Genomic DNA, 22,895 nt, shown 5'->3' on the forward strand with positions numbered 1-22,895 from the left:
CCATGAAGTACCGCGCCCTCGCCCTGGTCGTCCCTGCCCTGATGGCGGCCGGATGCACCGACAACGCCCCCTCCGCGGGATCCTCCGCCGGTGGGGACGGGGCCCGCACGCTCACCGTCCAGGCCTCCGACACCGCCTGCACGCTCAGCGCCACGACCGCGCCGTCGGGCACGCTGACGTTCTCGGTGACCAACACCGGCACCCAGGTCAACGAGTTCTACCTGCTCGCGGCGGACGGCCTGCGGATCGTCGCAGAGGTCGAGAACATCGGCCCGGGCCTCACCCGCGACCTGGTGCTCAGCGCGCCGGCCGGCGACTACATCTCCGCCTGCAAGCCCGGCATGGTGGGGGAGGGCATCCGGGCGGCCTTCCGCGTCACCGAGTCGGGCGAGCCGGTCGGCCCGACCGGCGACGACGCGGCGCTCGTCGAGGCGGCGAACGCCGCCTACGCCGGCTACGTGCGCGACCAGGTCGACCAGCTGCTCGCCGGCACCCGCGAGTTCGTCGCCGCCTACGCCGCAGGCAGGGACGACGAGGCGCGGGCCCTCTACGCGTCCACCCGCGTGCACTGGGAGCGGGTCGAGACCGTCGCGGAGTCCTTCGGCGACCTCGACCCCAAGATGGACGCCCGGGAGGCCGACCTCGAGGAGGGCCAGGAGTGGACCGGCTGGCACCGGATCGAGAAGGACCTGTGGCCCGCGCGGGCGAAGGGGTACACCCCGCTGACGGCCGCGCAGCGCGCCACCTACGGCGACGACCTCCTCGCGAACACCGAGGTGCTCCACGAGCGCACCCGTGACCTCACCATCACCGTGGACGTGATCGCCAACGGCGCGAAGGGCCTCCTCGACGAGGTGGCCACCGGCAAGGTGACCGGGGAGGAGGAGTACTGGTCGCGCACCGACCTGTGGGACTTCCAGGCGAACGTGGACGGCGCCCGCGTGGCGTGGGAGGGCCTCCGCGACCTCCTCACCCGCAAGGACCCGACCCTCGACGGCCAGATCGAGACCCGCTTCGGTGAGCTCCAGGCGCTGCTCGACCAGCACCGCTCCGGGGACGGCTTCGTCACCTACGACACGCTCTCCCCCGCCCAGGTCAAGCAGCTGTCGGACGCCGTGAACGCGTTGTCCGAGCCGCTGTCGAAGCTCGCCGGAGCCGTGCTGTCATGACCCGGCGGGAGGACGCCCCGGACGCCGCAGCGAGCCGCGGCGGGCTGTCCCGGCGCGGGCTGATCGGGTCCGCCGCCGCCGGTGGGGCCCTGGCCGTCGCCGGGGCCGGGGCGATGGCGGCGTCCGCGCCGGCGGCGGCCGCATCCGCGCCGCAGTGGAGCACCGTCCCGTTCCACGGCGCCCACCAGGCCGGCATCACCACCGCGGCCCAGGACCGGCTGCACTTCGCCGCCTTCGACCTGCTGCCGTCGGCAACGAGGGACGACGTGGTGGGCCTCCTGCGCGACTGGACGCGGGCCGCGGCCCGGATGACCCAGGGCCTGGGGGCCGGTCCGGCGGGCCCCCTCAGCGGTCCCTACGACGCGCCGCCGGACGACACCGGCGAGGCCGTCGGGCTCGACCCGGCAAACCTCACGATCACGATCGGCTTCGGGCCCACGCTGTTCCGCGACGCCGGGGGCGCCGACCGCTTCGGGCTCGCCGACCGGCGCCCCGTGGCGCTGGCCCGGCTGCCCCACTTCCCGGGGGACAAGCTCGACCCCGCCGGCAGCGATGGCGACCTGTGCGTCCAGGCGTGCTCGAACGACCCCCAGGTGGCGGTGCACGCGATCCGCAACCTCACCCGGATCGCCTTCGGGAGGGCGGCCGTACGGTGGTCGCAGCTCGGCTTCGGCCGCACCTCGTCCACTGCGCGCGACCAGGCCACCCCGCGCAACCTCTTCGGGTTCAAGGACGGCACGGCCAGCCTGCGCGCGGAGGACACCGACGACCTCGACGCCCACGTGTGGACGGCGCCGTCGGGCGATGCCCGGACGTCCTGGCTGGACGGCGGCAGCTACCTCGTGGTGCGCAAGATCGCCATGCACATCGAGACGTGGGACCGCAGCAGCCTGCGCGAGCAGGAGCGGATCGTCGGGCGGACCAAGGCCGAAGGAGCGCCACTGTCGGGCGGGGACGAGTTCACCGCCGCGGACTTCTCCCGTCCGGGACGCGGCGGCACGCCGCTGGTGGACGCGCACTCGCACCTGGCGCTGGCCCACCCCGAGCACAACGACGGCGTCCGGATGCTGCGCCGCGGCTACAACTACGTGGACGGCAGCACGAGCCTCGGCCGCCTCGCCGCCGGGCTGTTCTTCATGGCGTACGTGACCGATCCCCGGACGCACTACATCCCGATGCAGGCCGCGATGGCGTCCTCCGACCTGCTCAGCGAGTACCTCCAGCACATCGGCTCCGGCCTGTGGGCCGTGCCCGGGGGCGTCCGCGAGGGCGAGTTCGTCGGTCAGGCCCTGTTCAGCTGACGCTGTTCAGCTGACGCCGGCCAACCGAACGTCCGCGAGGGGCTCAGCGACGCGTGCCCGGGTCGGAGTGCCCGCAGCAGTACCAGTCGACGTCGAGGGTCCGCAGCCGGGCCAGGTCGGCCAGTGCCTGCCCCGGGCTGGTCATCAGCAGCGCGGGTGGCGACTCCAGGCGTCCCTTGGCCAGCACGGCCGCGTCGCCGGCGAACAGCACCCGCCCGGCGCGGAAGGCGTGATGACCCGGGGTGTGGCCGGGCGTGTGCAGCGCCGAGAGCCCCGGCCACAGTTCCGCGTCACCGTCCAGCAGCCGCAGGTTGCCCGGAAGTTCCGCGCGGCCGATGCGCGAGGTGACCTGCCGGAGCGGGGTCGTCGCGGGCACGGCGCCGGTGAGGATCGCCGCGTCCGCGGCCCCGATCCAGGCGCGCGCCCCCGTGCGGCGCTGCCATTCCGCCGCCGCGCCGGTGTGGTCGATGTCGTAGTGGGTGAGCAGGATGTCGGTCACCTCGTAGGGTGAGCGCCCGGCCTCCCGCAGTTCGCGTGCGACGCGGTTGAGGCCGGCCTTCATGCCGGGGTCGATGATGGCCACCCGTTCGCCGGCGTCCAGCCAGTAGCAGCGCGCCCCGACCGCCGTCTCGAGCCAGAACACCGACGCGGTCAGTTGCTTCATGATTCCTCCTGCGCGCGGCGGCGTCCGAGCGTGAGCCCCACGATGCGGGACACCGCGACCGCCAGGTACAGCATGCCCGCGATCTGCTGCACCATCACGACCGCCCGCGCCACGGGCCGCACCGGCACCACGTCCGACAACCCGGTGCTGGTCATGGTCGTGGTGGACAGGAACAGCAGTTCCAGCCAGGTGCGCGGGGCGTCCGGGTCGACGGCGGCGAGGAACGAGCCGGGAGCGATCGTCTGGACGGCGGAGTAGGCGTACGCCCACAGCCACACCGCGACGGTGAAGGTGGCGCCGATCGCCCAGATCTCGTCGGGTGTCACCACCTCGTCGGCGAACATGTAGCGCAGCAGGCCGATGAGCGTGTAGCCGTAGAACGCCACGTGCACGAGGTCGGACGCGAGGTGCCACGCCGGGTCGCCGGTGGCCCAGTCGACGACGGTGAGGGCGACGGCGGGGAGGCCGATCAGCACGCCCAGCCAGGTGTAGGTGGGGGTGGCGCGGACGACCCCGAGCGCGAGCACGACGACGACCATCCCGAACAGGGTGAGCAGGAGGCGGCCGAGCGAGTCGGACGGGCTGTCGTCGACGAGCGCGTAGAGCAGGATGCCGAGCAGTTGCGCGACGAGCAGGGTCGCGGACGGGTTCGCGCGCACCACCGCCCACGTCCGGCGCATGCTCTCCATGCCCTCACCCTATTCGTGCGGACGCGCGCCGGCCGGGGAGGCCGGCGGTCTCCCGTCCGCCCGTCGGGCATGGGGAGGCGGACGACCCCCGTCCACCGGGCCCTCGGCGGGCCGGGCGGACGGGGGCCGTCCCGAGGCCGGTCAGGTGATCGTCAGGGTGAGCACCTTGAGGTCGGCGGGCTCGGCGTTGCTCGAGGAGACGAGCTTCGCCGTGGCCACGACCGTCCCGCGTCCGTAGCGGCGCAGGTCGGACTTGGTGAGCGTGATGCGCTTGGTGCCGAAGTTCCACCGGTGCAGGGTCGTCTTCGCGACGACGCGGGAGCCGATGTAGACCTTCACCGTCCCGGTCACCCAGACGCCGGCCCCCAGCGGGGCGGTCTGCACGCGGAACGTGACCGGCGTGCCCTTGCGGACCTGCCGGGACTCGTTCTTGCCGAACGCCGTGACGGTGGCCTTCTGGATCGTCACCGGCACCGTCACCTTCGTGCCGGATGGACGCGCCTCGATCACGACGGCGCCGCGGTTGGGCAGCGTGATCGTGACGTCGGCGGCGCCGTCGGTGACCGCGACGTGGTTCGCCACGGTCCTCCCGCCCACGGTGATCTTCAGGCTCGTGTTCTGCGGCGAGCCGAGCGAGGTGAGGTTGAGGTTCGAGATCGAGATCGGGTACTCCTGGCCCACCGTTGCGGTCGGCGCGGCCTGCACCTGCACGGCGTGCTTGGCGAAGGACGGCTTCACCGGCGACTGCTTCTTCAGGTAGTCGATCCACGCCTGGTAGTCGACGAGCCCGGAGTCCCGGGTGTCGGTGCCCTTGGCGAAGGTCTTGAAGTTGTCACCGCCGGCCAGCAGGAAGCTGAACCCGCCCACCCGGAAGGTCGCGGTGTCCGTCACCCGCTTGCCGTTGACCCAGATCCCGGTGATGCGCGAGCCCCGGTCGGCGGACGCGTCGTAGGTGTAGCGGACGTTGGCCGACAGCCCCAGCTGGAGGTACGGGCGCTGCGCGCCGTCCGGCTGCCACTGCTCCTCGAGGACGGACTTCAGCTGCGCCCCGGTGAGCGTGGTGGTCCACAGGTTGTTCACGAACGGGAGGACGGAGTTCGCCTCGGCGTAGGTGACCACGCCCTTCTTCTCCGCGCCGCTCGGCGCGTAGGTGAGTTCCGCGCGCAGGCCACCGGGGTTCACCACGCCGATCTGGGCGCCTCCGACGGTCTTCGACTTCAGCGTCTTGAGCAGGGCGTTGGCGACCAGGTTGCCCAGAGTGGACTCCTTGGAGCGGTCGTCGCGGCTGCCGCCGGTGTAGACGCCGTTGGTGTAGGCGCCACCGCTGAAGGCGGTGGTGATGTCCCGCGTGACCTTCGCGATCGGCGTGTCGCCGACCTTCGCCGCGTGGGCGAGCGCCGCGGTGACGATCGTGTTGACCTCTGCGACCCGCGGGTAGGCGGCCACGAGGTCGCCGGGGGCGTCCGTCGTGCGGGTGATCAGCGACTGGCTGTGGTCGACGACCTCACCGGTGGCGGGGTCGACGTCCAGCAGCACCTGCCCGACCTTGTCGCTGTAGGAGGCGGCCTGGACCACGGGACGGGTGCCGCCGCCGGCGACCGGCGCCGACAGCGCGTAGCTGGTGTGGGTGTGGCCGTTGAAGATCACGTCGACGGCCGGCGAGGTGTCCTCCACGATGTCGGCGAAGGCGCCACCGGCGGCGACAGCCTCGTCGAGGGTGGCCGGGGGCGCGTTCAGCGAGGAACCCTCGTGGTACTCGGCAACGATCACCTGGGCCTCGCCGTTGGCGGCGTTGCCGTCGCTCAGCCGGGCGGCCACCCGGTTGACGGCCTCGACCGGGTCACCGAAGGTGAGCCCCTGGATGCCCACCGGGGAGACGAGGGACGGGGTTTCGCCGGTGACCGCACCGATCACGCCGACGGTGATGCCGTCGACGGTGTAGATCGCGTACTCGGGCAGCACCGGGGTGGTCGTCCCTGAGGTGTAGACGTTGGCGCCCAGGTAGTCCCAGGCCGCGTTCCGGCCGGCGCCGCTGCCGATCACGCGGTCGCGCAGGTCCGCCCAGCCCTTGTCGAACTCGTGGTTGCCGACGGCGGCGGCCTTCAGGTCGAGCGCGTTCAGCACGTCGATCGTGGGCTGGTCGTTCTGGGTGGCGGAGGCGAACAGCGAGGCCCCGATGTTGTCGCCGGCCGACAGCAGGATCGTGTTGTCCTCGCCGTACTGGGCCCGGGACTTCTCGATCGTGCCGGCGAACTGCACGGTGGTGTTCGCGGCGATCCGGCCGTGGAAGTCGTTGAAGTTCAGCAGGTTGATGGTGACGGTGTCGGCTGCCGCGGCGGGTGGTGCGGCGAGCGGTGCGAGCGTGAGGCCTGCGCCCAGGATGGTGGCGAGCAGGAGCCGTCCGGCTCTTGACGTGTCTGTGGTCATGCTTCTCCTTGTCGGTTCACTTCGACAGATCCGGGAGTGTGGCGGCGCGACCGGAGCCTAAGGAGCCAACGTAATCGACGGGAGTGCCCGAGGTGAATGGGCAATGGATGGTCGATGTCGATCGTCCTCCCGCGGACGCGCGACCGGGCCCGTCAGCGGCGCTCGCGGGGGCGGCGCCCCCTGCTGCCGGGTGAGGCGCCGAGCGGGGCGACGGGCGCGCCGTCGTCGGTGGGGGCCAGCCCACCCTGGCAGGCGGGGCAGTAGAACATCGTCCGCTCCCGGGTCGGCGGACCGATCGGGGCCACCCGGATGGTCGTACCGCAGCGGCGGCAGGGCCGCCCCGAGCGGGCGTGGACGTAGGTGTTCTCGCCGTCGCGCCGGACACCGGTCGAGGCCTGGACGGCGTGCGGCAGCGCCGCGGTCATCAGCCGGCGGGCCCGGGCGACGACGCGGGACAGCTGCGCGGGCGGGAGGCCGCTCGACCACGGGTTCGTCCGCTCGAGGAACAGGCTCTCGCTCGCCCACAGGGTGCCGATGCCGGCGAGGTTGCGCTGGTCGAGCAGGGCGGCGCCGATCGCCGTGTCGCTCGCCGCGAGGTTCGCCACGGCGACAGCCTCGTCGAAGGCGGGGTCGAGGATGTCCGGCCCGAGGTGACCCACCAGCGTGTGCTCGTCCGTGGTGCGGACGAGGTCGAGGCGGCCCAGCCGCAGCCCGACCGCCGTCCACGCGTCGGTCACCAGGACGGCCCGCGCGTCGGCCGGGTGCGCGGTCGCGCCGCGCCGGTGGTCGTGGTGGTGGCCGTCGGGCGGCGTCCGCTCGATCCGCCACTGGCCCTCCATCTTCAGGTGCGAGTGCAGCGTCCAGCCGGAGTCCAGGTGGATCAGGATGTGCTTGCCGCGGGGGACGACCTCCGAGACCGCAGAGCCCGTCAGCGTGGCGGTCGACAGGCCGGGCCAGCGGAGTTCTGCCGTGCGCAGCACCCGTCCCGCCAGCGCCTCGTGCAGGCGCGCGCAGGTGCGGAAGACCGTGTCGCCCTCGGGCACGGCTACCTCCGCAGCCTCAGGCCGCGCGGGGTGAGCCCGAAGCCGGCGGTGGCGAGGGCCCGGGCGAGCGGCTGGTCGGAGCCGAGCACGGACTCCCCGTCCACCCGCTCGACGGTGAGCTTGCCGAGCGCACCGGCGTGGACGGCTCCGGCCAGCGCGACCGCGGCCGGGGTCAGCAGGGCGTCGTCGTCGGTCCAGGAGAGCAGCGTGCGGCCGCCGCGCTCGACGTAGAGCACCAGGCGACCGTCCACCAGCACCACCAGGGCGCCGGCCTTGCGGCCCGGGAGGTGCCCGCCGCCCTCCGCCCTGGCCGGCCAGACGAGCGCGGCGCCGTACGGGTTGGCCGGGTCGGCGGCGGCGAGCACCAGGGCGGGGCCGCCCGACGCGCCCGTTTCGAGGGGACGGGACGCCGCGCGCAGCCGGTCGACCGCGCCGGCGGCACCGAACTGCGCTGCGCCGAGGCCTTCGACGAAGTAGCCGCGGCGGACCCGCCCGGACTCCTCTGCCGTGGCCAGCACGCGGTAGACCGCGGCGAAGCCGCCCGGGATCTCCTCGGCACCGACGCTGCCGCGGGTGACCACCCCGTAGCGGTCGAGGAGCAGCTCCGCCCGGGCGACCGCGCGGGCGGTGGCGTCGGCCTCGGGCAGCGGCAGTGCTGACCAGCGGCCCGCCGCCTCGGGCGGCCCTGTGCGCCGGGGCAGGGGGGCGCGGGGAAGGCTGCGGCCGTAGCGGCCGCGCGCCGGCGTGGCCTGCCGGGCGCGGTGTGCCGGGCGTCCCTGACCCAGCAGCGCACGCAGGGGAGCGAGGGTGTCGTTCGCGAGGTGCCCGCTCCACACCAGGCCCCACAGGGCGTCGACGAGTTCCGGGTCGGGCACCCCGAGCTGGTCGGCCAGGGCGCGGAAGAAGTAGCCGCCGCCGCCGATCGTGTCCAGTACGGAGGCGCTGAGGCCCTCGGTGAGCGGGTCCGGCGGTGTGAGCGTGAGGGGGGCCAGGTCGGCGGTGTGCAGCGAGACCCACCCGTCGGTGCCCGCCAGCGACCCGTGACCCTGCCAGAGCACCTCTCCCGCTGCGGTCAGCTCGTCCAGCATCGCCGGCGCGTAGTCGCGGACGCGGGCCGGCAGGATCAGCGACTCCAGGGCGCTGGCCGGCACGGGGACCCCGCTGAGCTGTTCCGCCGCGCGCAGGACACCGTCCACCCCACGCCCCTCGCCCACCCCCTGCCAGGAGGGCAGGAAGCGCGCGAAGTCGAGGGCCGCGACCGGTTCGACCGCCTCGCGCAGCGCGGCGAGGGAGCGTCGGCGCAGCAGCCGCAGCACACCCGCGTCGCAGAACTGGGTGGGTTCGTCGGGGCGTCCGGACGGGACCGTCGCGCCGGGCCCGCCCGCGTCCGGCGGCGTCCAGCCCACGGGACGCAGGTCGCCCTCCACCAGGCGGCCGGAGGAGGTGAGCCGGCGCAGGACGTCCCTGGTGACGGCGATCCCGAGCTCGAGCCAGGTCGCCGCCTCCCCCGCGGTGAACACCGCGTGGGTGCGCGCGTAGCGGGCCAGCAGGTCGCCGAGGGGGTCGGGGACGGGCGCCAGCAACGCCTCCGGCACCCCCTGCGGCAGCGGCACGCCGAGGGCGTCGCGCAGGCGTCCGGCGTCCTCCACCACGGCCCAGCGCGGGCCGTGGGCGCCCGGCAGCTCCAGCACGCGCCGCTGCCGGACCAGCTCGGCGAGCCACGCCTCCGCGCGGTCGGGCTCGGCGCAGCGGGCCCGTGCCCCCGGGGTGTCCAGCGGGCCCACCGCGCGCAGCACGTCGTTCAGGTCGTCGGCGTCGCGCGCGCGGCGTCCCTCGTGGAGGTGCTGGAGCTCGCGCTCGGTGCGGGTGAGCGCCTCGGGGTCGAGCAGTTCCGCCAGCGACAGGCCCTCGGTGGTGCCGAGCAGTTCTGCGAGCAGCGAGGGGTCCAGCGACAGGGCGGCCGCGCGTCGCTCGGCCAGCGGGGAGTCGCCCTCGTAGAGGAACTGGGCGACGTAGCCGAACATCAGCGACGAGGCGAACGGCGACGGCTGGGCCGTCTCCACAGCGACCGTCGCGACCTCCCGCGACCGGACCCCGCGCAGCAGCTCCACCAGCCCCGGCACGTCGAACACGTCGTTCACGCACTCGCGCACGGCCTCCAGCACGATGGGGAAGCTGGGGTACTGGCTGGCCACCTCCAGCAGCTGGGACGCCCGCAGTCGCTGCTGCCACAGCGCCTGCCTCCGGTCGGGGCGCCGCTTGGGCAGCAGCAGCGCCCGTCCCGCGCACTCCCGGAACCGGGACGCGAACAGCGCGGACCCGCCCACCTCCTCGGTGACCAGTCCGGCGACCTCGTCCGGGTCGGGGAAGACCAGCTCGAGAAGCTCGTCCATCGGCCCGGACGCCGCCCGTCGGGACCGCGCGGCAGGGGTCGGCGCCTCGGCGTCCTCGTCGAGCCAGTCGGTGTCGGGGAGCCGGAACACCAGGCCGTCGTCGGCGTGCATGGCCTGGACGTCGACCCCGTAGCGCTCGCGCAGCCGCGCGGCGACGATGAGTGCCCAGGGCGCGTGCACCTGCGCCCCGTAGGGGGAGTGCACCACCACCCGCCAGTCGCCGATCTCGTCACGGAAGCGCTCGACGACCAGCTGGCGGTCGTGCGGCAGGCGTCCGATCGCCTCGGACTGCTCGGCGAGGTAGCCGAGCAGGTTGTCGGCCGCCCACGCGTCCAGGCCCGCCGCGCGCACCCGTTCGCGGGCACCGGCGGCCGGCAGCGCGGCCACCTCCCGGACGAACGCCCCCACGGCCGCGCCGAGCTCTGCGGGGCGTCCCAGCGAGTCGCCCTTCCAGAAGGGCAGCCGCGCGGCCACCCCCGGGGCGGGCGTGACCAGCACCCGGTCGTGGGTGATGTCCTCGATGCGCCAGGTGGACGTGCCGAGGGCAAACACGTCGCCCACCCGGGACTCGTACACCATCTCCTCGTCGAGCTCGCCGACGCGGCGTCCGCCGGTCGCCGAGCCCTCGGCCCCGGCGAGGAACACCCCGTAGAGGCCGCGGTCGGGGATCGTCCCGCCGCTGGTCACCGCGAGGCGCTGGGCGTTGCGACGGCCGGTGAGGGTGTCGGCCGTCCGGTCCCAGACCAGGCGGGGTCGCAGCTCGGCGAACTCGTCGGACGGGTACCGTCCGCTGAGCATGTCCAGGACGGACTCCAGCACCGGTCGGGTCAGCCCGGAGAACGGCGCGGAGCGCCGGACGAGCGCCTCGAGGTCCGCGACCGTCCACTCGTCCATCGCGACCATGGCGACGATCTGCTGCGCCAGCACGTCCAGCGGGTTGGCCGGGATCCGCAGCGACTCGATGCCCCCGCTGCGCATCCGCTCGACGATGACGGCCGTCTGCACGAGGTCACCCCGGAACTTGGGGAAGAACACCCCGCGCGAGACTGCTCCCACCTGGTGGCCGGCGCGTCCCACGCGCTGGAGGCCCGAGGCGACCGAGGGCGGCGCCTCGACCTGCACCACGAGGTCGACCGCGCCCATGTCGATGCCCAGTTCGAGGGAGGAGGTGGCCACCACGGCCGGCAGGCGTCCGGCCTTCAGGTCCTCCTCCGTCTGCTGGCGCTGTTCACGGCTCACCGAGCCGTGGTGGGCGCGGGCCAGCACCGGCGGCGCGCCGCGGGCGATCGCAGACTGGGCCATCACCTGCGCCGGCGCCCGCCCGCCGTTCACCGGCGGACCGGCCGGCGGCCCGGGCGGGGGCGGGGCCGCCACCCCTTCGCCGGAGGGCGCGTCGAGGGCCTCCAGGCGCTCCAGCCACAGCTCGTTCAGCCGGGCGGTGAGGCGCTCGGCGAGGCGCCGGGAGTTGACGAACACCAGCGTGGAGGAGTGCGCGGCCACCTGGTCGACGATCCGCTCCTCGACGTGCGGCCAGATCGACGTGCGCTCGGGGTCGCCGGCCGCGGGACCGGACAGGTCGCCCATCGGCTGGCCGATCGCCCCGAGGTCGGGCACCGGGACCACCACCTCCAGGTCCCACCGCTTCTCGCTGGGCGGGGTGACCAGCGCCACCTCGCGTCCGCCGGCCAGGAACCGGGCCACCTCCTCGACCGGCCGGACGGTGGCCGACAGGCCGATGCGCTGCGCGGGGCGCTCGAGCAGGGCGTCCAGGCGTTCGAGGCTCAGGGCCAGGTGCGCGCCCCGCTTGGTACCGGCGACCGCGTGCACCTCGTCCACGATCACCGTCCCGATCCCGCGCAGCGCCTCGCGCGCCGAGGACGTGAGCAGCAGGAACAACGACTCGGGGGTGGTGATCAGGATGTCGGCCGGCTCGCGGGCGAACGACCGGCGCTCGTCGGCAGGGGTGTCGCCGGAGCGCACCGCGACGCGCACGTCGGGGCGGGGTAGCCCGAGCCGGGCGGCCGCGTGGCCGATGCCGACCAGGGGCGAGCGGAGGTTGCGCTCCACGTCGACCGCGAGCGCCTTCAGCGGTGAGATGTACAGCACCCGGCAGCGTTTCCGCTTCTCCGGGAGCGGTTCGGTGGCGAGCCGGTCCAGCGCCCAGAGGAAGGCAGACAGCGTCTTGCCGGAGCCGGTCGGCGCCACCACGAGGGTGTGCCGTCCCGAGGAGATCGCCTCCCACGCGCCCTCCTGGGCCGCGGTGGGCGCGGCGAAGTTGCTCCGGAACCACTCCCTGGTGGCCACGGAGAACCGCTCCAGCACGCCCCCCGCCATGGTGGGACCACTCTGCCACGGCGATCCGACACCGGGCCCGTCCGGCGCCGTGCACCGTTCTTGACCGACTTCGGTCGCAAACGGTGCGGGTTGTCCACAGGCCGGGGGTGACGTGACGCCTTTGGCTGCGGGCTGCGGAGAGTGAGGGCATGATTCCTCGTCTCGCCCTGCCTGCGGAGGTGCTCGCGCTGGCGCAACAGCAGGCGGGAGCGATCTCGCGTGAGCAGCTCGTGGGCAGCGGCGTGAGCGACCGCGTGATCCAGCGGCTCCTCGGCGAGGGCCGCTTCGAGCGGGTGTGCCACGGGATCTACTCCACGGCGGCGGGCGGGTGGCTCCAGCAGGCCTGGGCCGGCGTGCTGATCGGCGGTCCGACGGCGGTGCTGGGCGGTGCTGCCGCGGGGTATCTCACCGGGCTGGTCAGGGAGCCCCCCGCGCAGGTGGTCGTGTACTCGTCGAACTGGCGAGGGAGGGACGAGCGCTGGCGGCTGGTTCGGTCGCAGAGGACGGGGTCGGGCGAGCCCCCACGCACCCGCCCCGCGCAGACGGTGGTCGACCTCTCGGCAGAACTCGGCGCCGACGCGATCGTGGCCCTCGTCGCGGAAGCGGTCGGTCGCCGGGGTGTGCGACCGCAGGAACTCCTGGCTGCGCTCGCGGCAACCACCCGCCATCCCCACCGGCGCCTCCTCCAGGAACTGGTGGGCGAGGTCGCGGCCGGGTCGCGGAGCCCCCTCGAGTGGCGCTACGCCCGGGACGTCGAGCGCGCCCACGAACTCCCTCGTGCCGTGCGTCAGCAGAGTCCGCTCCCCCAGTACCGCGGCGACGCCTGGTACCGGGAGCACGGGGTGCTCGTCGAACTGGACGGGCGGGCGTTCCACAGCGGGGCCGCCGTCTACGCCGACATGGACCGCGACAACGACCACCGGCTGCTGGGGCTCGTCACGCTGCGCTTCGGATGGCGCCAGGTGACCTCGACGCCCTGTCAGGTCGCGACAACGGTCGCTGCCGCGCTGCGCCACGGCGGCTGGACCGGCTCACCCACGGGCTGCCCGCGGTGTCGTGCACCGTTGTGAACCGAGTTCGGTCAACAACGGTGCACGATACGGGCGTCAGGCTTCGGCAGGCGCTGCTGCGGCGGCTTTGCGGGCGGCGCGCCTGGTCGCCCGCTTCTCGCGCCAGGTCTCCAGCAGGTCGTAGAGCACCGGGACGAGCACCAGCGTCAGCAGCGTGGACGAGATCAGGCCGCCGATCACCACGATCGCGAGCGGCTTGGAGATGAACACTCCGCCGCCGGTGAGCCCGAGGCTCATCGGGATCAGCGCCATCACCGTCGCGAGGGCGGTCATGATGATCGGCCGCACCCGCAGGCGCGCGCCGGCCTGGATGGACGCGTCCACCCCGAGCCCGGCGCGGCGCTTCTGGTTGATCAGGTCGATCAGCACGATCGCGTTGGTCACCACGATGCCGATCAGCATCAGCAGGCCGATCATGCTCGGCACGCCGAGGGCGGTGTCGGTGATCAGCGAGAGGCCGAGCGCGCCGGTGGCGGCGAACGGCACCGACACCATCAGGATCAGCGGCTGCAGCAGCGAGCCGAACGTGGCCACCATGATCAGGTACACCACGAACAGGGCCACGAGCATCGCCAGCCCGAGCTGGGCGAACGACTCGGCCTGCTGCTGCGACACCCCGGCGATGCGGACGGTCACGCCGTCCGGCAGGTCGAGTGCGTCGACGCCGGCCTTCAGCTGGTTGGTGGTCGCGCCGAGGTCGGACGACTCCGAGCTCGCCGACAGCGTCGCGGCGCGCGCGCCCTCCACCCGCGTGATCATGGCCGGGGCGTCGACGAGGTTCACCTCGGCCACCTCTGACAGGGTCACGGGGTCGGCCGTCGCGTCCTGCGCCTCCTTGGACGCGTCGGTGATCGCCTGCTGCTTGTCCTGGGCCTCCAGGGTCTTCTGCCGGGAGGTCCGCAGCCCGTCCAGCTGCTTGGACGCGGCGCTGGAGCCGGCCTGGGTCTGCGCGAGCGCACTCGAGAGCTGGGCGAGCTGCATGCTCAGGCCCGAGATCTTCTGGGTGAGGCCGAAGATCGTGGCGGTGACGACCGGGTCGGCCGGGTTGGGGTTGGCCTGGGCGTCGGCCAGGTCGGCCTGTGCCTCCTTGAGGCTCTTCTTGACCGCCGCCACCTGCCTGGACAGGCTCGCCGCCGCCTTCTTCGCGCTCGCCTTCGACTTCTTCAGCGCGCTGACCTGCTCGTTGTAGGCGTCGGTCTGCTGCGCCTTCGCGTCCGCCTGGAGCGCCTCAGAGGCGTCGGCGACCTTCTCTGCGGCGTCCTTCTTGGCGTTGCCGTTCATGACCTGCGTCACCGGCAGCGTGATCGCCCGCAGCTCCTCGATGTCCTTCACGGGCTTCTGTGACCGCAGGTACACCGGCAGCGTGGTGTCGCCCTTGGTGAGGCTGCCGATCTGCTGGCCGCGGACGGCGCGGGCGACCGCCTGGCCGATGGACGCCTGCGTCATGCCGAGTTCTGCGGCCTTCTTCTCCTTCACGTCGACCGCGAGCATCTTGCGGGCGTCGGTGAGGTCGCTGGTGACGTTGGTCAGGCCGGGGACGGCCTTCATCATGGCGAGCACCTGGTCGCTGGCCGCCGCGAGGTTGTTCGGGTCCGAACTCTCGACGTAGAGCACGACGGCGGTGGAGCTGTTCGGGCCGTTGCTGACGCCGATCTCCACGTCGCCGACGGCCTCACCGAGGTCGGCAATGCCCTTGCGCAGCCTCGACGACACGTCGCCGGAGACGGCCCCGGGCTTGAGCTGCACGGTGTAGAGCGCCTGGTTGGTGTCGGCCTGGCTGCCCATGAACACCGACGTCGTCCCGCCGATGCTGGTCGTGTACGACTTGATGTCGGGGTCGGCCGCGTAGAGGGTCTCCAGCTTGCGCGAGGCGGCGTCCGTCTCGGACAGGCCCGTGCCCGAGGGCAGCTTCTGGGTGACCGTGAGCGACTCGTTGCCGCTGTTGCCGATGAAGTCGGTCTTCAGTTGCGGGGCCAGCGCCAGCGTCCCCGCGAACACGCCGAGGGCGATGAGCAGGGTGATCCACCGGTGGGCCAGCGACCAGTTGAGCACAGGGAGGTAGGCCTTCTGCAGCCAGGTGTCCTTCTCCTCGCCCTCGTGCACGGTCGCGGCGAGCTGCCGGGCGCTCGGCTTCATGAACCAGGACGCGAGCACCGGCACCACGGTCAGGGAGACGAACAGGGACGCCACCAGCGCGACCGTCACGGCCACGGCGAACGGACGGAAGATCTCGCCGGCCTGCCCGCCGACCAGGCCGATCGGCAGGAACACCGCCACCGTGGTGAGCGTCGAGCTGGTCACGGCCCCGGCCACCTCGCGGACGGCGTTGGTGATCGACTCTGGCCCGAACTCCCCGTAGCTCTGGTGTCGCTTGATGTTCTCGATCACCACGATCGAGTCGTCGACGACGCGCCCGATGGCCACGGTGAGCGCGCCGAGGGTGAGGATGTTGAGGGTGTAGCCGCCCACCCACAGGCCGATCAGCGCGATCAGCAGGGACAGCGGGATCGAGACGGCGGTGATGATCGTCGGCCGCACCGACCCGAGGAAGATCATGATCACGAGCACGGCCATGGCCAGGCCGATGCCGCCCTCGACGCTCAGGTCGTGGATCGAGTCCTCGATGTAGGGCGCCTGGTCGAAGACCACGTCGAACTTCGCGCCGTTGCCGAGTTGCTGGGCCAGCCCGTCCAGGCTGTCGCTGACGAGGTGGGAGACGGTGACCGAGTTCGCGTCCGAGGTCTTGGTGATGGTCAGCGCGAGGGCCGTGGCGCCGTTGACCCGCGAGATGCTGGTGGTCTCGACCGGCTGCTCGGACACGGTCGCGATGTCGCCGAGCTGCACCGGGCCGTCGGTGCCCGGCACCATCAGCGTCGCGATCTCGTCCGCACTGGAGTAGGTGGTGCCGGTCTGGACGTCGTAGTTCGCGGTGTCGGTGCGGATCGTGCCGGACGGGATCGCGGTGGAGTTGGCGCCGAACATGCCGGCGATGGTCGTCGGGTCGACGCCGTACTTCTCGATCTTCGACTGGCTGTAGGTGATGATGATCTCGCGCTTCTGCAGGCCGGAGATCGAGACGTCGCGGACGCCGTCCAGCGTCTTCAGGGCGGGGGCGACGATCTCCTCGACCTTGTCGGAGAGCACCTGGACGTCATCGTTGGAGGTGACGGCGACGGCGAGGACGGGGATGTCGTCCGTGCCGCCGGTCAGCACGCGCGGGTCGACGGAACTGGGCAGGGTGCTGGAGATCGAGTCGATCGCGCTGCGGATCTTGGTGGCCATGTCGTCGGCCTTCAACCCGTAGTCCCACTGCGCGGTGACCTGCGAGACGCCGCTCGAGCTGGTCGAGGTCACAGAGGTCACGCCCTCGACCGACTTCACGGCGGTCTCGATGGGCTTGGAGACCTGGGCCTCGACGACGTCCGGCGCCGCGCCGGGGAAGACCGTCAGGACGCTGCCGCGGGGCAGGTCGATGGACGGGATGAGCTCCTGCTTGAGGGCCGTGGCGGCGAACACGCCCAGCCCGATGGTGAGCAGGCTGAGCAGCAGGACCACTGTGCGCGAGGCCAGGCTGAGCTTGGTGAGGCGAACCACGGTCTTTCCCCTTCTGTGTCCGTCACGGCTGGCCGCTGGCTGCCGCATCCGTTAGCATACTCCTAACTATTAGTCGCCAACGAAAGCGATGCCGGGTGTATTCCTTTCCCTCCGTAGGGCTCGACGAGGAGCGCGCGGCGCTGGCCCGTGAGCTGTTCGACCTGAACTCGCGGGTGCACGACCGGGCGATGGGGCTGGTCGGTCCGATGCCGGCCCCGCCGGACCTGACCATGCAGCAGGTGAGGGTCCTCGGGCACGTCGCGAGGCGCCCGGGAATCGCGGGCCACGAGCTCGGCGACCTGCTCGGCGTCAGCGCGCCGACGGCCAGCGGCCTGGTCGAGCGCCTGGTGGAGAAGGGGCTGATCGCCCGCGTGGACGACCCGGACGACCGCCGGCTCCGCCGGCTGCATCCGACCGAGGCGGGGCTCGACGTGATCCGCCAGATGGACTCGATGTTCGGCCGGGCTCTGGGCGTCGTGCTCACCCGGCTGTCGGCGGCGGACCTCGAGCTGCTGTGCCGGGGTGCCCGCGCGATGCTGGACGCCCTCGAGAAGGCGCACGACGAGCAGGACGGCCCGTCCTGAACCCACCCTGGGACGAGTGTGTGTCACCGGTTCCGTCCGTCTGGTATCGGTTGTCACGCGACACGCCGACGACACGCCGGTGTTTGCGGAATTGGTGGAGAAAGTTCCGCTAAACCTCTTGCGGTCCAAATCGTGGAGGACTAGAAATACGTCTTGCCGGGCCACTTCGGTGGTTCGGAGATCGAAAGCAGGAAGTCGGTTTGCCGGTGGGTTCGCCCGCTGGGAGTCCTGGTGATGCGGGGCTGGGTCGGCTGGTGGTTTTCGATGTGACGCGGTCATCACGCCGGGTCGACCAGAGGGCCCCGGTGACTCATACTCCCCGGGGCCCTCGCCTTTTCTCCTCCCCGCCCGCGGCCACCCCGCCGGTCGCCCGGCCCGACGACGGCCGTCGATACTGGCCCCATGGCAGACAGCGAACGCAGCGTCCGGATCAGCCGGGCCGGCACCCACACCTTCACCGCCCACAACGCCCGCGGGGGCACCCTGCGCTTCGGCGAGGGAGACGACGCCGACTTCACTCCGGTCGAGCTCCTCCTTGTGGCACTGGCCGGGTGCAGTGCCATCGACGTGGAGTACATCACCGTGAGGCGGGCAGAACCGGTGCGCTTCGAGGCCACGGCCTCGGCCACCAAAGTTGCCGATGACAACGGCAATCACCTCGACGACCTCGCCCTGGACTTCGACATCGCCTTTCCTGACGGTGAGGACGGCGACCGGGCGAGGGCGATCCTCGAGCGCGCGGTCACCCGGTCCCGCGATCGGCTGTGCACGGTGTCACGGACGATCCAGCGGGCGACGCCCGTGGAGTACCGGATCGACGGCGCAGGCGTCTGAGGGCGTCCGCAGGACGGGACGGGCCAAGGCCGGGGCGGGGTCACGCTGGAGTGTCCCCGTCCCGGTCACGCCCCCCGGTAAAGGCGAGGGCCCCGGGGAGTATGAGTCACCGGGGCCCTCTGGTCGACCCGGCGTGATGACCGCGTCACATCGAAAACCACCAGCCGACCCAGCCCCGCATCACCAGGACTCCCAGCGGGCGAACCCACCGGCAAACCGACTTCCTGCTTTCGATCTCCGAACCACCGAAGTGGCCCGGCAAGACGTATTTCTAGTCCTCCACGATTTGGACCGCAAGAGGTTTAGCGGAACTTTCTCCACCAATTCCGCAAACACCGGCGTGTCGTCGGCGTGTCGCGTGACAACCGATACCAGACGGACGAACCCACCCCCTGACCGGGTCCCACGACCCCCGGTCAGGACGAGGCAAGGGAGACCAGCCAGCTCGTGGTGTGCCGGTACTCCTCGCCCGGCCTCAGCACGATGCTGGGGAACGTCGGGTGGTTCGGGGCGTCCGGGAAGCCCTGCGCCTCCAGGGCCAGGCCCGCGCGGCGGACGTACGGCACGCCCGACGTGCCCACCTGGGTCCCGTCGAAATGCTCGCCGCCGTACACCTGGAGGGCGGGCTGGTCGCTCACCACGGTGAGCGTGACCCCGTCCGCGCTGGTGAGCCGGCAGTGCTCCCGCAGCCCGGTGCCGTCCACCACGAAGTTGTGGTCGAGGCCCCGGTTGCGGGCGATGCCCTCGGCCTGCACGCCGTCGCGCGCGTCCCCGAGGCGCCGGCCCGCGCGGAAGTCCACCGCCGTCCCGGCCACGTCGCGCACCTCTCCGGTGGGGAGGCCGTCGGCGTCGGTCGGCGTGAAGCGGGACGCGTGCACGACCAGCACCTGGTCGTCCGTGGTGCCCGAGGCCTCGCCCGCGACGTTCACGTACGGGTGCGTGGTGAGATTGACCACCGTGGGGGCGTCGGTGGTGCCGCGGTAGGTGACCTGTGCGCCGCCCGGCACCAGCTCGTAGCGGGCGGTCAGCCGGAGGGTCCCGGGGAAGCCGCCGTCGCCGTCGGGGCTGGTCAGGGCGAACTCGACCCAGTCCGGGCCGCGGCCGGCGATCGTCCAGTCGCGCGCGTCGTAGCCGTCGTCGCCGCTGTGCAGGGTGTTCGGTCCCTCGTTGGCGTCCAGCCGGTACTCGGTCCCGTCCAGCAGGAACCGGGCACCAGCGATCCGGTTCGCCACCCGGCCCACCGTCGCGCCTATGTACCGGTTGGGGCCGCGGTAGGCGTCCACGTCGGGGGCGCCGAGCATGATGTTGCGCCAGCTGCCGTCGGCGAGGCGCACCTCGAAGCGGCACAGGGTGGCGCCCAGGGGGAGCAGTTGCACGCGGAGGTCGTCGGACTCGAGGAGCACCGATGCGTCAGGGTCGATCACGCCGGAGACGCTAGCAGCGCGCCGCCCCGCTACAGGTCCTCCATCGGTTCGTAGGCAGCCGCGTCCTCCGGCCCCCGGGGGACGGCGGGCGCGACGGCGAGATGGCGCCGCCAGAGCAGCCACCCGCTGCCGATCAGCACGAGGGAGCCCGCCGCGAGCGCCCACTGCGAGAAGCCGAGGGCGGGGGCGATCGCCCCGGAGATCACGGTGTTGCCCAGCAGCGCGAGGAAGTTCTGCACCGAGGAGGCAGCGCCCCTGTTGTCGGGGAACAGGTCGAGCATCGCGAGCGTCAGCACGGGGAACGCCAGCGCGATGCCGAAGGTGAGCACCGGCAGCGGCAGGACGGCCCACGGCAGGGCCCTGGTCGCCGGGACGAGGCTCAGCACGAGCTTGGCGCCGACGGCGACCAGGCTGATCCGGTAGCCGAGGCTGGCCAGCCGGCTGCCGCTCATCCGCCCGGCGAGCCGTCCGCTCACCCACGAGCCGATCACGAGTCCGGAGATCAGCGGGACGAAGAGGACCCAGAAGTCGTTCTCGCCCAGGCCGAGGAGGTTCACGACGAACAACGGCGCGGACGCCACGAACAGGAACATCGCCCCGTTGTTGAGCATGGCCGTGAACGCCAGCCGGCGTCCGTGGGGGTTGCGCCACACCGCGCCGATGCCCGCTCCCAGGGCGCGGACGTCCAGCCGGCTGCGGCGCTCGGCCGGATGGGTCTCCGGCATGAACGCCCAGACCAGCACCAGCAGCACGATGCCCAGCCCGACCAGGGCCCAGAAGATCCCCCGCCACCCGCTCCAGCCGAGCAGGAGGCCACCGGCGATGGGGGCGAGCGCGGGCGCGAGGCCGAAGATCATCGCGATGTGGCTCATCACGCGCTGTGCCTCGTGGTCGGCGTACACGTCGCGGACCATCGCCCGGCTGACGATCACCCCGGCCCCGGCGCTCAGCCCCTGGAGCGCGCGGAACACCAGCAGCACCGGGAGTGAGGGTGCGAGCGCGCAGCCGACGGACGCGGCGATGTAGGCCACCGTGCCCGCCACCACCACCGGCTTGCGGCCCAGCGCGTCCGACAGCGGGCCGTGCACGAGGCTCATCACCGCGAAGAAGAGCATGTACACGCTGACCACTTGCTGCATCGCCAGCTCGCTCGCACCGAATTCCGTCCCCATGCGCGCGAACGCGGGGAACATCGTGTCGATCGAGAACGGGCCCACCATGCCGAGGCCGGCGAGGATCACCAGGAACAGCCACTGTGGACCCACCTCGGCCTGGAGCCCGGACGCGCCGGACGGTCGGGGAGCTGTGGGGGTCACCGCAGCATCCTGCCACTCCGCGGGGGCCTGCCCGCACGCGGCTAAGCTCCCCTGCGTGTCAGGCTCGCTCCGCATCCTCTTCGTCTCGATGCACACCTCCCCCGCCACCCTCCCGGGAACCGGTGACGCCGGCGGCATGAACGTCGTCGAGCGCTGCCAGGCCGAGGCGCTCGCCGCGCTCGGGCACCGGGTCGAGCTGGTGACGCGCCGCTCCTCGCCCGACGACCCGGACGAGGTGGAGCTGCTGCCGAACGTGGTGCTGCGCCACCTGGACGCCGGCCCGCGCACGCCGCTGGCCAAGAGCGCGATCGACGAGCACATCGACGAGTTCTCCGCCGGCCTGGCGCGCCTCGCTCCCCCGGACGTCGTGCACTCCCACCACTGGATGTCCGGCGTCGCCGCCCTGCCGGTGGCCGAGTCCTGGGGTGTGCCGCACGTGCAGAGCTTCCACTCGGTGGCGGCCATGCCCGGCTCCCCGCTGTCGGCGGGCGAGCCGCCCGAGTCGCCGCGCCGGGTGCCCGGCGAGGCCCTGGTCGCCACCCGTTCGCAGGCGGTGGTCGCGATCTCCGCCGCCGAGGCCCAGACCGTGATCGACCGCTGCGGCGCGGACGCGGAGCGCGTGTCGATCGTCTCCCCCGGCGTCGACCACGACCAGTTCCGCCCGCTCGGACCCGACGAGCAGCCCTGGCAGTGGCCCGCGTCCAGCCCGCAGGCCTGGCCGCACGGCTACGTGCTGGTGGCCGCCCGGCTCGAACCGCTGAAGGGCCCCGACCTGGCCGTCCAGGCCCTCGCGCAGGTCGACCCCGAGATCCGTCCGCACCTGGTCGTCGCCGGGGACGCGTCCTCGGCCTTCGCGAGCTACGAGCGCGACCTCCAGGTGATGGTCACCGAGCTCGGCCTGGCCAGCCAGGTCACCTTCGTCGGCGCCCAGCCGCGCCCGGAACTCGCCCGACTGCTGCGGGGCGCCCGGGTCGTGCTGGTCCCCTCGCACTCGGAGACCTTCGGGCTGGTGGCACTGGAGGCGGCCGCCAGCGGGACGCCGGTGATCGCTGCGGCGGCCGGCGGCCTGCGCGAGGCGGTCGCGCACGGCGTCACCGGGCAGCTGATGGACTCCCGTCGCCCCGAGGACTGGGCCCTCGCGCTCACCCGGCTGCTGATGGTTCCCGGCCTGCTGGACCGGATGAGCCGGGTCTCGCGGGTGCACGCCCGGCGGTTCGAGTGGACGTGGGCCGCGCAGCGGCTGGTCGCGGTCTACCGCGAGCTGCTCGGGGAGTCCTGATGCTGCCGGCCGGCTCCCGGGTCGTGTTCCTGCACGCCCACCCCGACGACGAGACGCTGGCCACCGGCGTGCTGCTGGCCGCCCTGGTGGACGACGGCCACGCTGTGGCGGTCGTGACCGCCACCCGCGGCGAGCTCGGCGACGTCGTGCCCGGCCCGCTGGCGCGGTTGGCGGGCACACCCGCGCTGGTCGAACACCGGGTCGGCGAGCTCGCCGGTGCCCTGGCCGAACTGGGGGTTCGCGACCACTGCTTCCTGGGGACGCCGCCCGCGCGGGCCGCCGGCCTGGCACCCCGCCGCTACACCGACTCCGGCATGCGCTGGCTCGACGAGGACGAGACCGTGGCCGGGCCCGGCGGGCAGGCCGGCCCCGACAGCCTCGCGCTCGCCGACGCGGGGGAGGCCGCCGCCGACCTGGCGGCCTTCCTCGGCTCGTTCGGGACAGACGTGCTGGTGTCCTACGACGAGCTCGGCGGCTACGGGCATCCCGACCACGTCGCCTGCCACCACGTCGCCGTCGCCGCCGCGGCCCTGGCCGGCGTCCCGCTGGTCGAGGTGGTGTCCGAGCCGCGTACGTCGGTGGAGGGCGCGCAGGCGTTCGCCCTCGAGCGGTACCTGCCGCGGGTGAGGGACGCGCTGGCCCACCACGCCAGCCAGCTCAGGGTGGACGGCGACGAGGTCGTCCACGTCGGCGGGCAGCGCCAGCCGATCCTGACCACGGTGCGGCTCTCCCGCGCGGAGGCGTAGCCACGGCGGCACCGCAGCGGCCACAATC

The 22,895-nt window shown here is 72.8% G+C and carries 15 protein-coding genes; 7 read left to right on the forward strand and 8 right to left on the reverse strand.

The features are described from left to right. Positions 1–2 precede the first annotated feature (2 nt). Both efeO and efeB read left to right on the forward strand, forming a co-directional pair. Entirely contained in the window at positions 3–1,169 is a 1,167-nt protein-coding gene (gene efeO, locus ACFQQJ_RS12050) for an iron uptake system protein EfeO (protein WP_377106780.1), read from the forward strand. Further along, positions 1,166–2,470 (forward strand): iron uptake transporter deferrochelatase/peroxidase subunit, encoded by a 1,305-nt coding sequence (gene efeB / locus ACFQQJ_RS12055; protein ID WP_377106782.1) that lies wholly within the window; start codon positions 1,166–1,168, stop codon positions 2,468–2,470. The genes efeO and efeB overlap by 4 nt, the downstream gene beginning before the upstream one ends. A gap of 43 nt (positions 2,471–2,513) precedes the next feature. Here efeB and ACFQQJ_RS12060 read toward each other — a convergent pair whose 3' ends face one another. The 5 genes from ACFQQJ_RS12060 to ACFQQJ_RS12080 form a co-directional block, all read right to left on the reverse strand. After that, complete coding sequence (locus ACFQQJ_RS12060) at positions 2,514–3,134, reverse strand: MBL fold metallo-hydrolase (RefSeq protein ID WP_377106784.1); 621 nt, start codon at positions 3,132–3,134, stop codon at positions 2,514–2,516. Continuing rightward, the gene (locus ACFQQJ_RS12065) at positions 3,131–3,823 is read right to left on the reverse strand and encodes an ion channel (protein ID WP_377106786.1); all 693 of its coding nucleotides are present in this window, start codon (positions 3,821–3,823) and stop codon (positions 3,131–3,133) included. The genes ACFQQJ_RS12060 and ACFQQJ_RS12065 overlap by 4 nt, the downstream gene beginning before the upstream one ends. 141 nt (positions 3,824–3,964) lie before the next feature. Next, a complete protein-coding gene (locus tag ACFQQJ_RS12070; protein ID WP_377106787.1) occupies positions 3,965–6,250 on the reverse strand; it encodes a bifunctional metallophosphatase/5'-nucleotidase in 2,286 nt (761 codons plus the stop codon). 152 nt (positions 6,251–6,402) lie between these two features. Beyond that, complete coding sequence (locus ACFQQJ_RS12075) at positions 6,403–7,293, reverse strand: Fpg/Nei family DNA glycosylase (protein WP_377106789.1); 891 nt, start codon at positions 7,291–7,293, stop codon at positions 6,403–6,405. Between the two features lie 2 nt (positions 7,294–7,295). Next, a complete protein-coding gene (locus ACFQQJ_RS12080; RefSeq protein WP_377106790.1) occupies positions 7,296–12,020 on the reverse strand; it encodes an ATP-dependent helicase in 4,725 nt (1,574 codons plus the stop codon). A 149-nt stretch (positions 12,021–12,169) separates the two neighbouring features. Here ACFQQJ_RS12080 and ACFQQJ_RS12085 point away from each other — a divergent pair, with 149 nt between their 5' ends. Then, the gene (locus ACFQQJ_RS12085; RefSeq protein WP_377106792.1) at positions 12,170–13,090 is read left to right on the forward strand and encodes a type IV toxin-antitoxin system AbiEi family antitoxin domain-containing protein; all 921 of its coding nucleotides are present in this window, start codon (positions 12,170–12,172) and stop codon (positions 13,088–13,090) included. A 36-nt stretch (positions 13,091–13,126) separates the two neighbouring features. On the opposite strand, the gene ACFQQJ_RS12090 is transcribed toward ACFQQJ_RS12085, so the two are convergent. Beyond that, positions 13,127–16,684, reverse strand: coding sequence for an efflux RND transporter permease subunit (locus ACFQQJ_RS12090; protein WP_377106793.1), 3,558 nt, complete (start codon positions 16,682–16,684; stop codon positions 13,127–13,129). 95 nt (positions 16,685–16,779) lie between these two features. Here ACFQQJ_RS12090 and ACFQQJ_RS12095 point away from each other — a divergent pair, with 95 nt between their 5' ends. Both ACFQQJ_RS12095 and ACFQQJ_RS12100 read left to right on the forward strand, forming a co-directional pair. Next, a complete protein-coding gene (locus ACFQQJ_RS12095) occupies positions 16,780–17,268 on the forward strand; it encodes a MarR family winged helix-turn-helix transcriptional regulator (RefSeq protein WP_377106794.1) in 489 nt (162 codons plus the stop codon). Between the two features lie 402 nt (positions 17,269–17,670). Then, complete coding sequence (locus ACFQQJ_RS12100; RefSeq protein ID WP_377106795.1) at positions 17,671–18,102, forward strand: OsmC family protein; 432 nt, start codon at positions 17,671–17,673, stop codon at positions 18,100–18,102. Positions 18,103–18,518: 416 nt separating this feature from the next. On the opposite strand, the gene ACFQQJ_RS12105 is transcribed toward ACFQQJ_RS12100, so the two are convergent. Continuing rightward, the gene (locus tag ACFQQJ_RS12105; protein ID WP_377106796.1) at positions 18,519–19,526 is read right to left on the reverse strand and encodes an aldose epimerase family protein; all 1,008 of its coding nucleotides are present in this window, start codon (positions 19,524–19,526) and stop codon (positions 18,519–18,521) included. 29 nt (positions 19,527–19,555) lie between these two features. Next, positions 19,556–20,842, reverse strand: a complete 1,287-nt coding sequence (locus tag ACFQQJ_RS12110; RefSeq protein ID WP_377106798.1) for a multidrug effflux MFS transporter — start codon at positions 20,840–20,842, stop codon at positions 19,556–19,558. 55 nt (positions 20,843–20,897) lie between these two features. On the opposite strand from ACFQQJ_RS12110, the gene ACFQQJ_RS12115 reads away from it, so the two are divergent. Continuing rightward, positions 20,898–22,121 (forward strand): glycosyltransferase, encoded by a 1,224-nt coding sequence (locus tag ACFQQJ_RS12115; RefSeq protein ID WP_377106800.1) that lies wholly within the window; start codon positions 20,898–20,900, stop codon positions 22,119–22,121. Continuing rightward, the gene (locus tag ACFQQJ_RS12120; RefSeq protein WP_377106801.1) at positions 22,121–22,867 is read left to right on the forward strand and encodes a PIG-L family deacetylase; all 747 of its coding nucleotides are present in this window, start codon (positions 22,121–22,123) and stop codon (positions 22,865–22,867) included. Before ACFQQJ_RS12115 ends, ACFQQJ_RS12120 begins: the two co-directional genes overlap by 1 nt. The last annotated feature ends 28 nt before the right edge of the window (positions 22,868–22,895 follow it).

The organism is Propionicimonas sp. T2.31MG-18, assembly GCF_964266745.1.
Taxonomy (GTDB): Bacteria; Actinomycetota; Actinomycetes; order Propionibacteriales; family Propionibacteriaceae; genus Propionicimonas.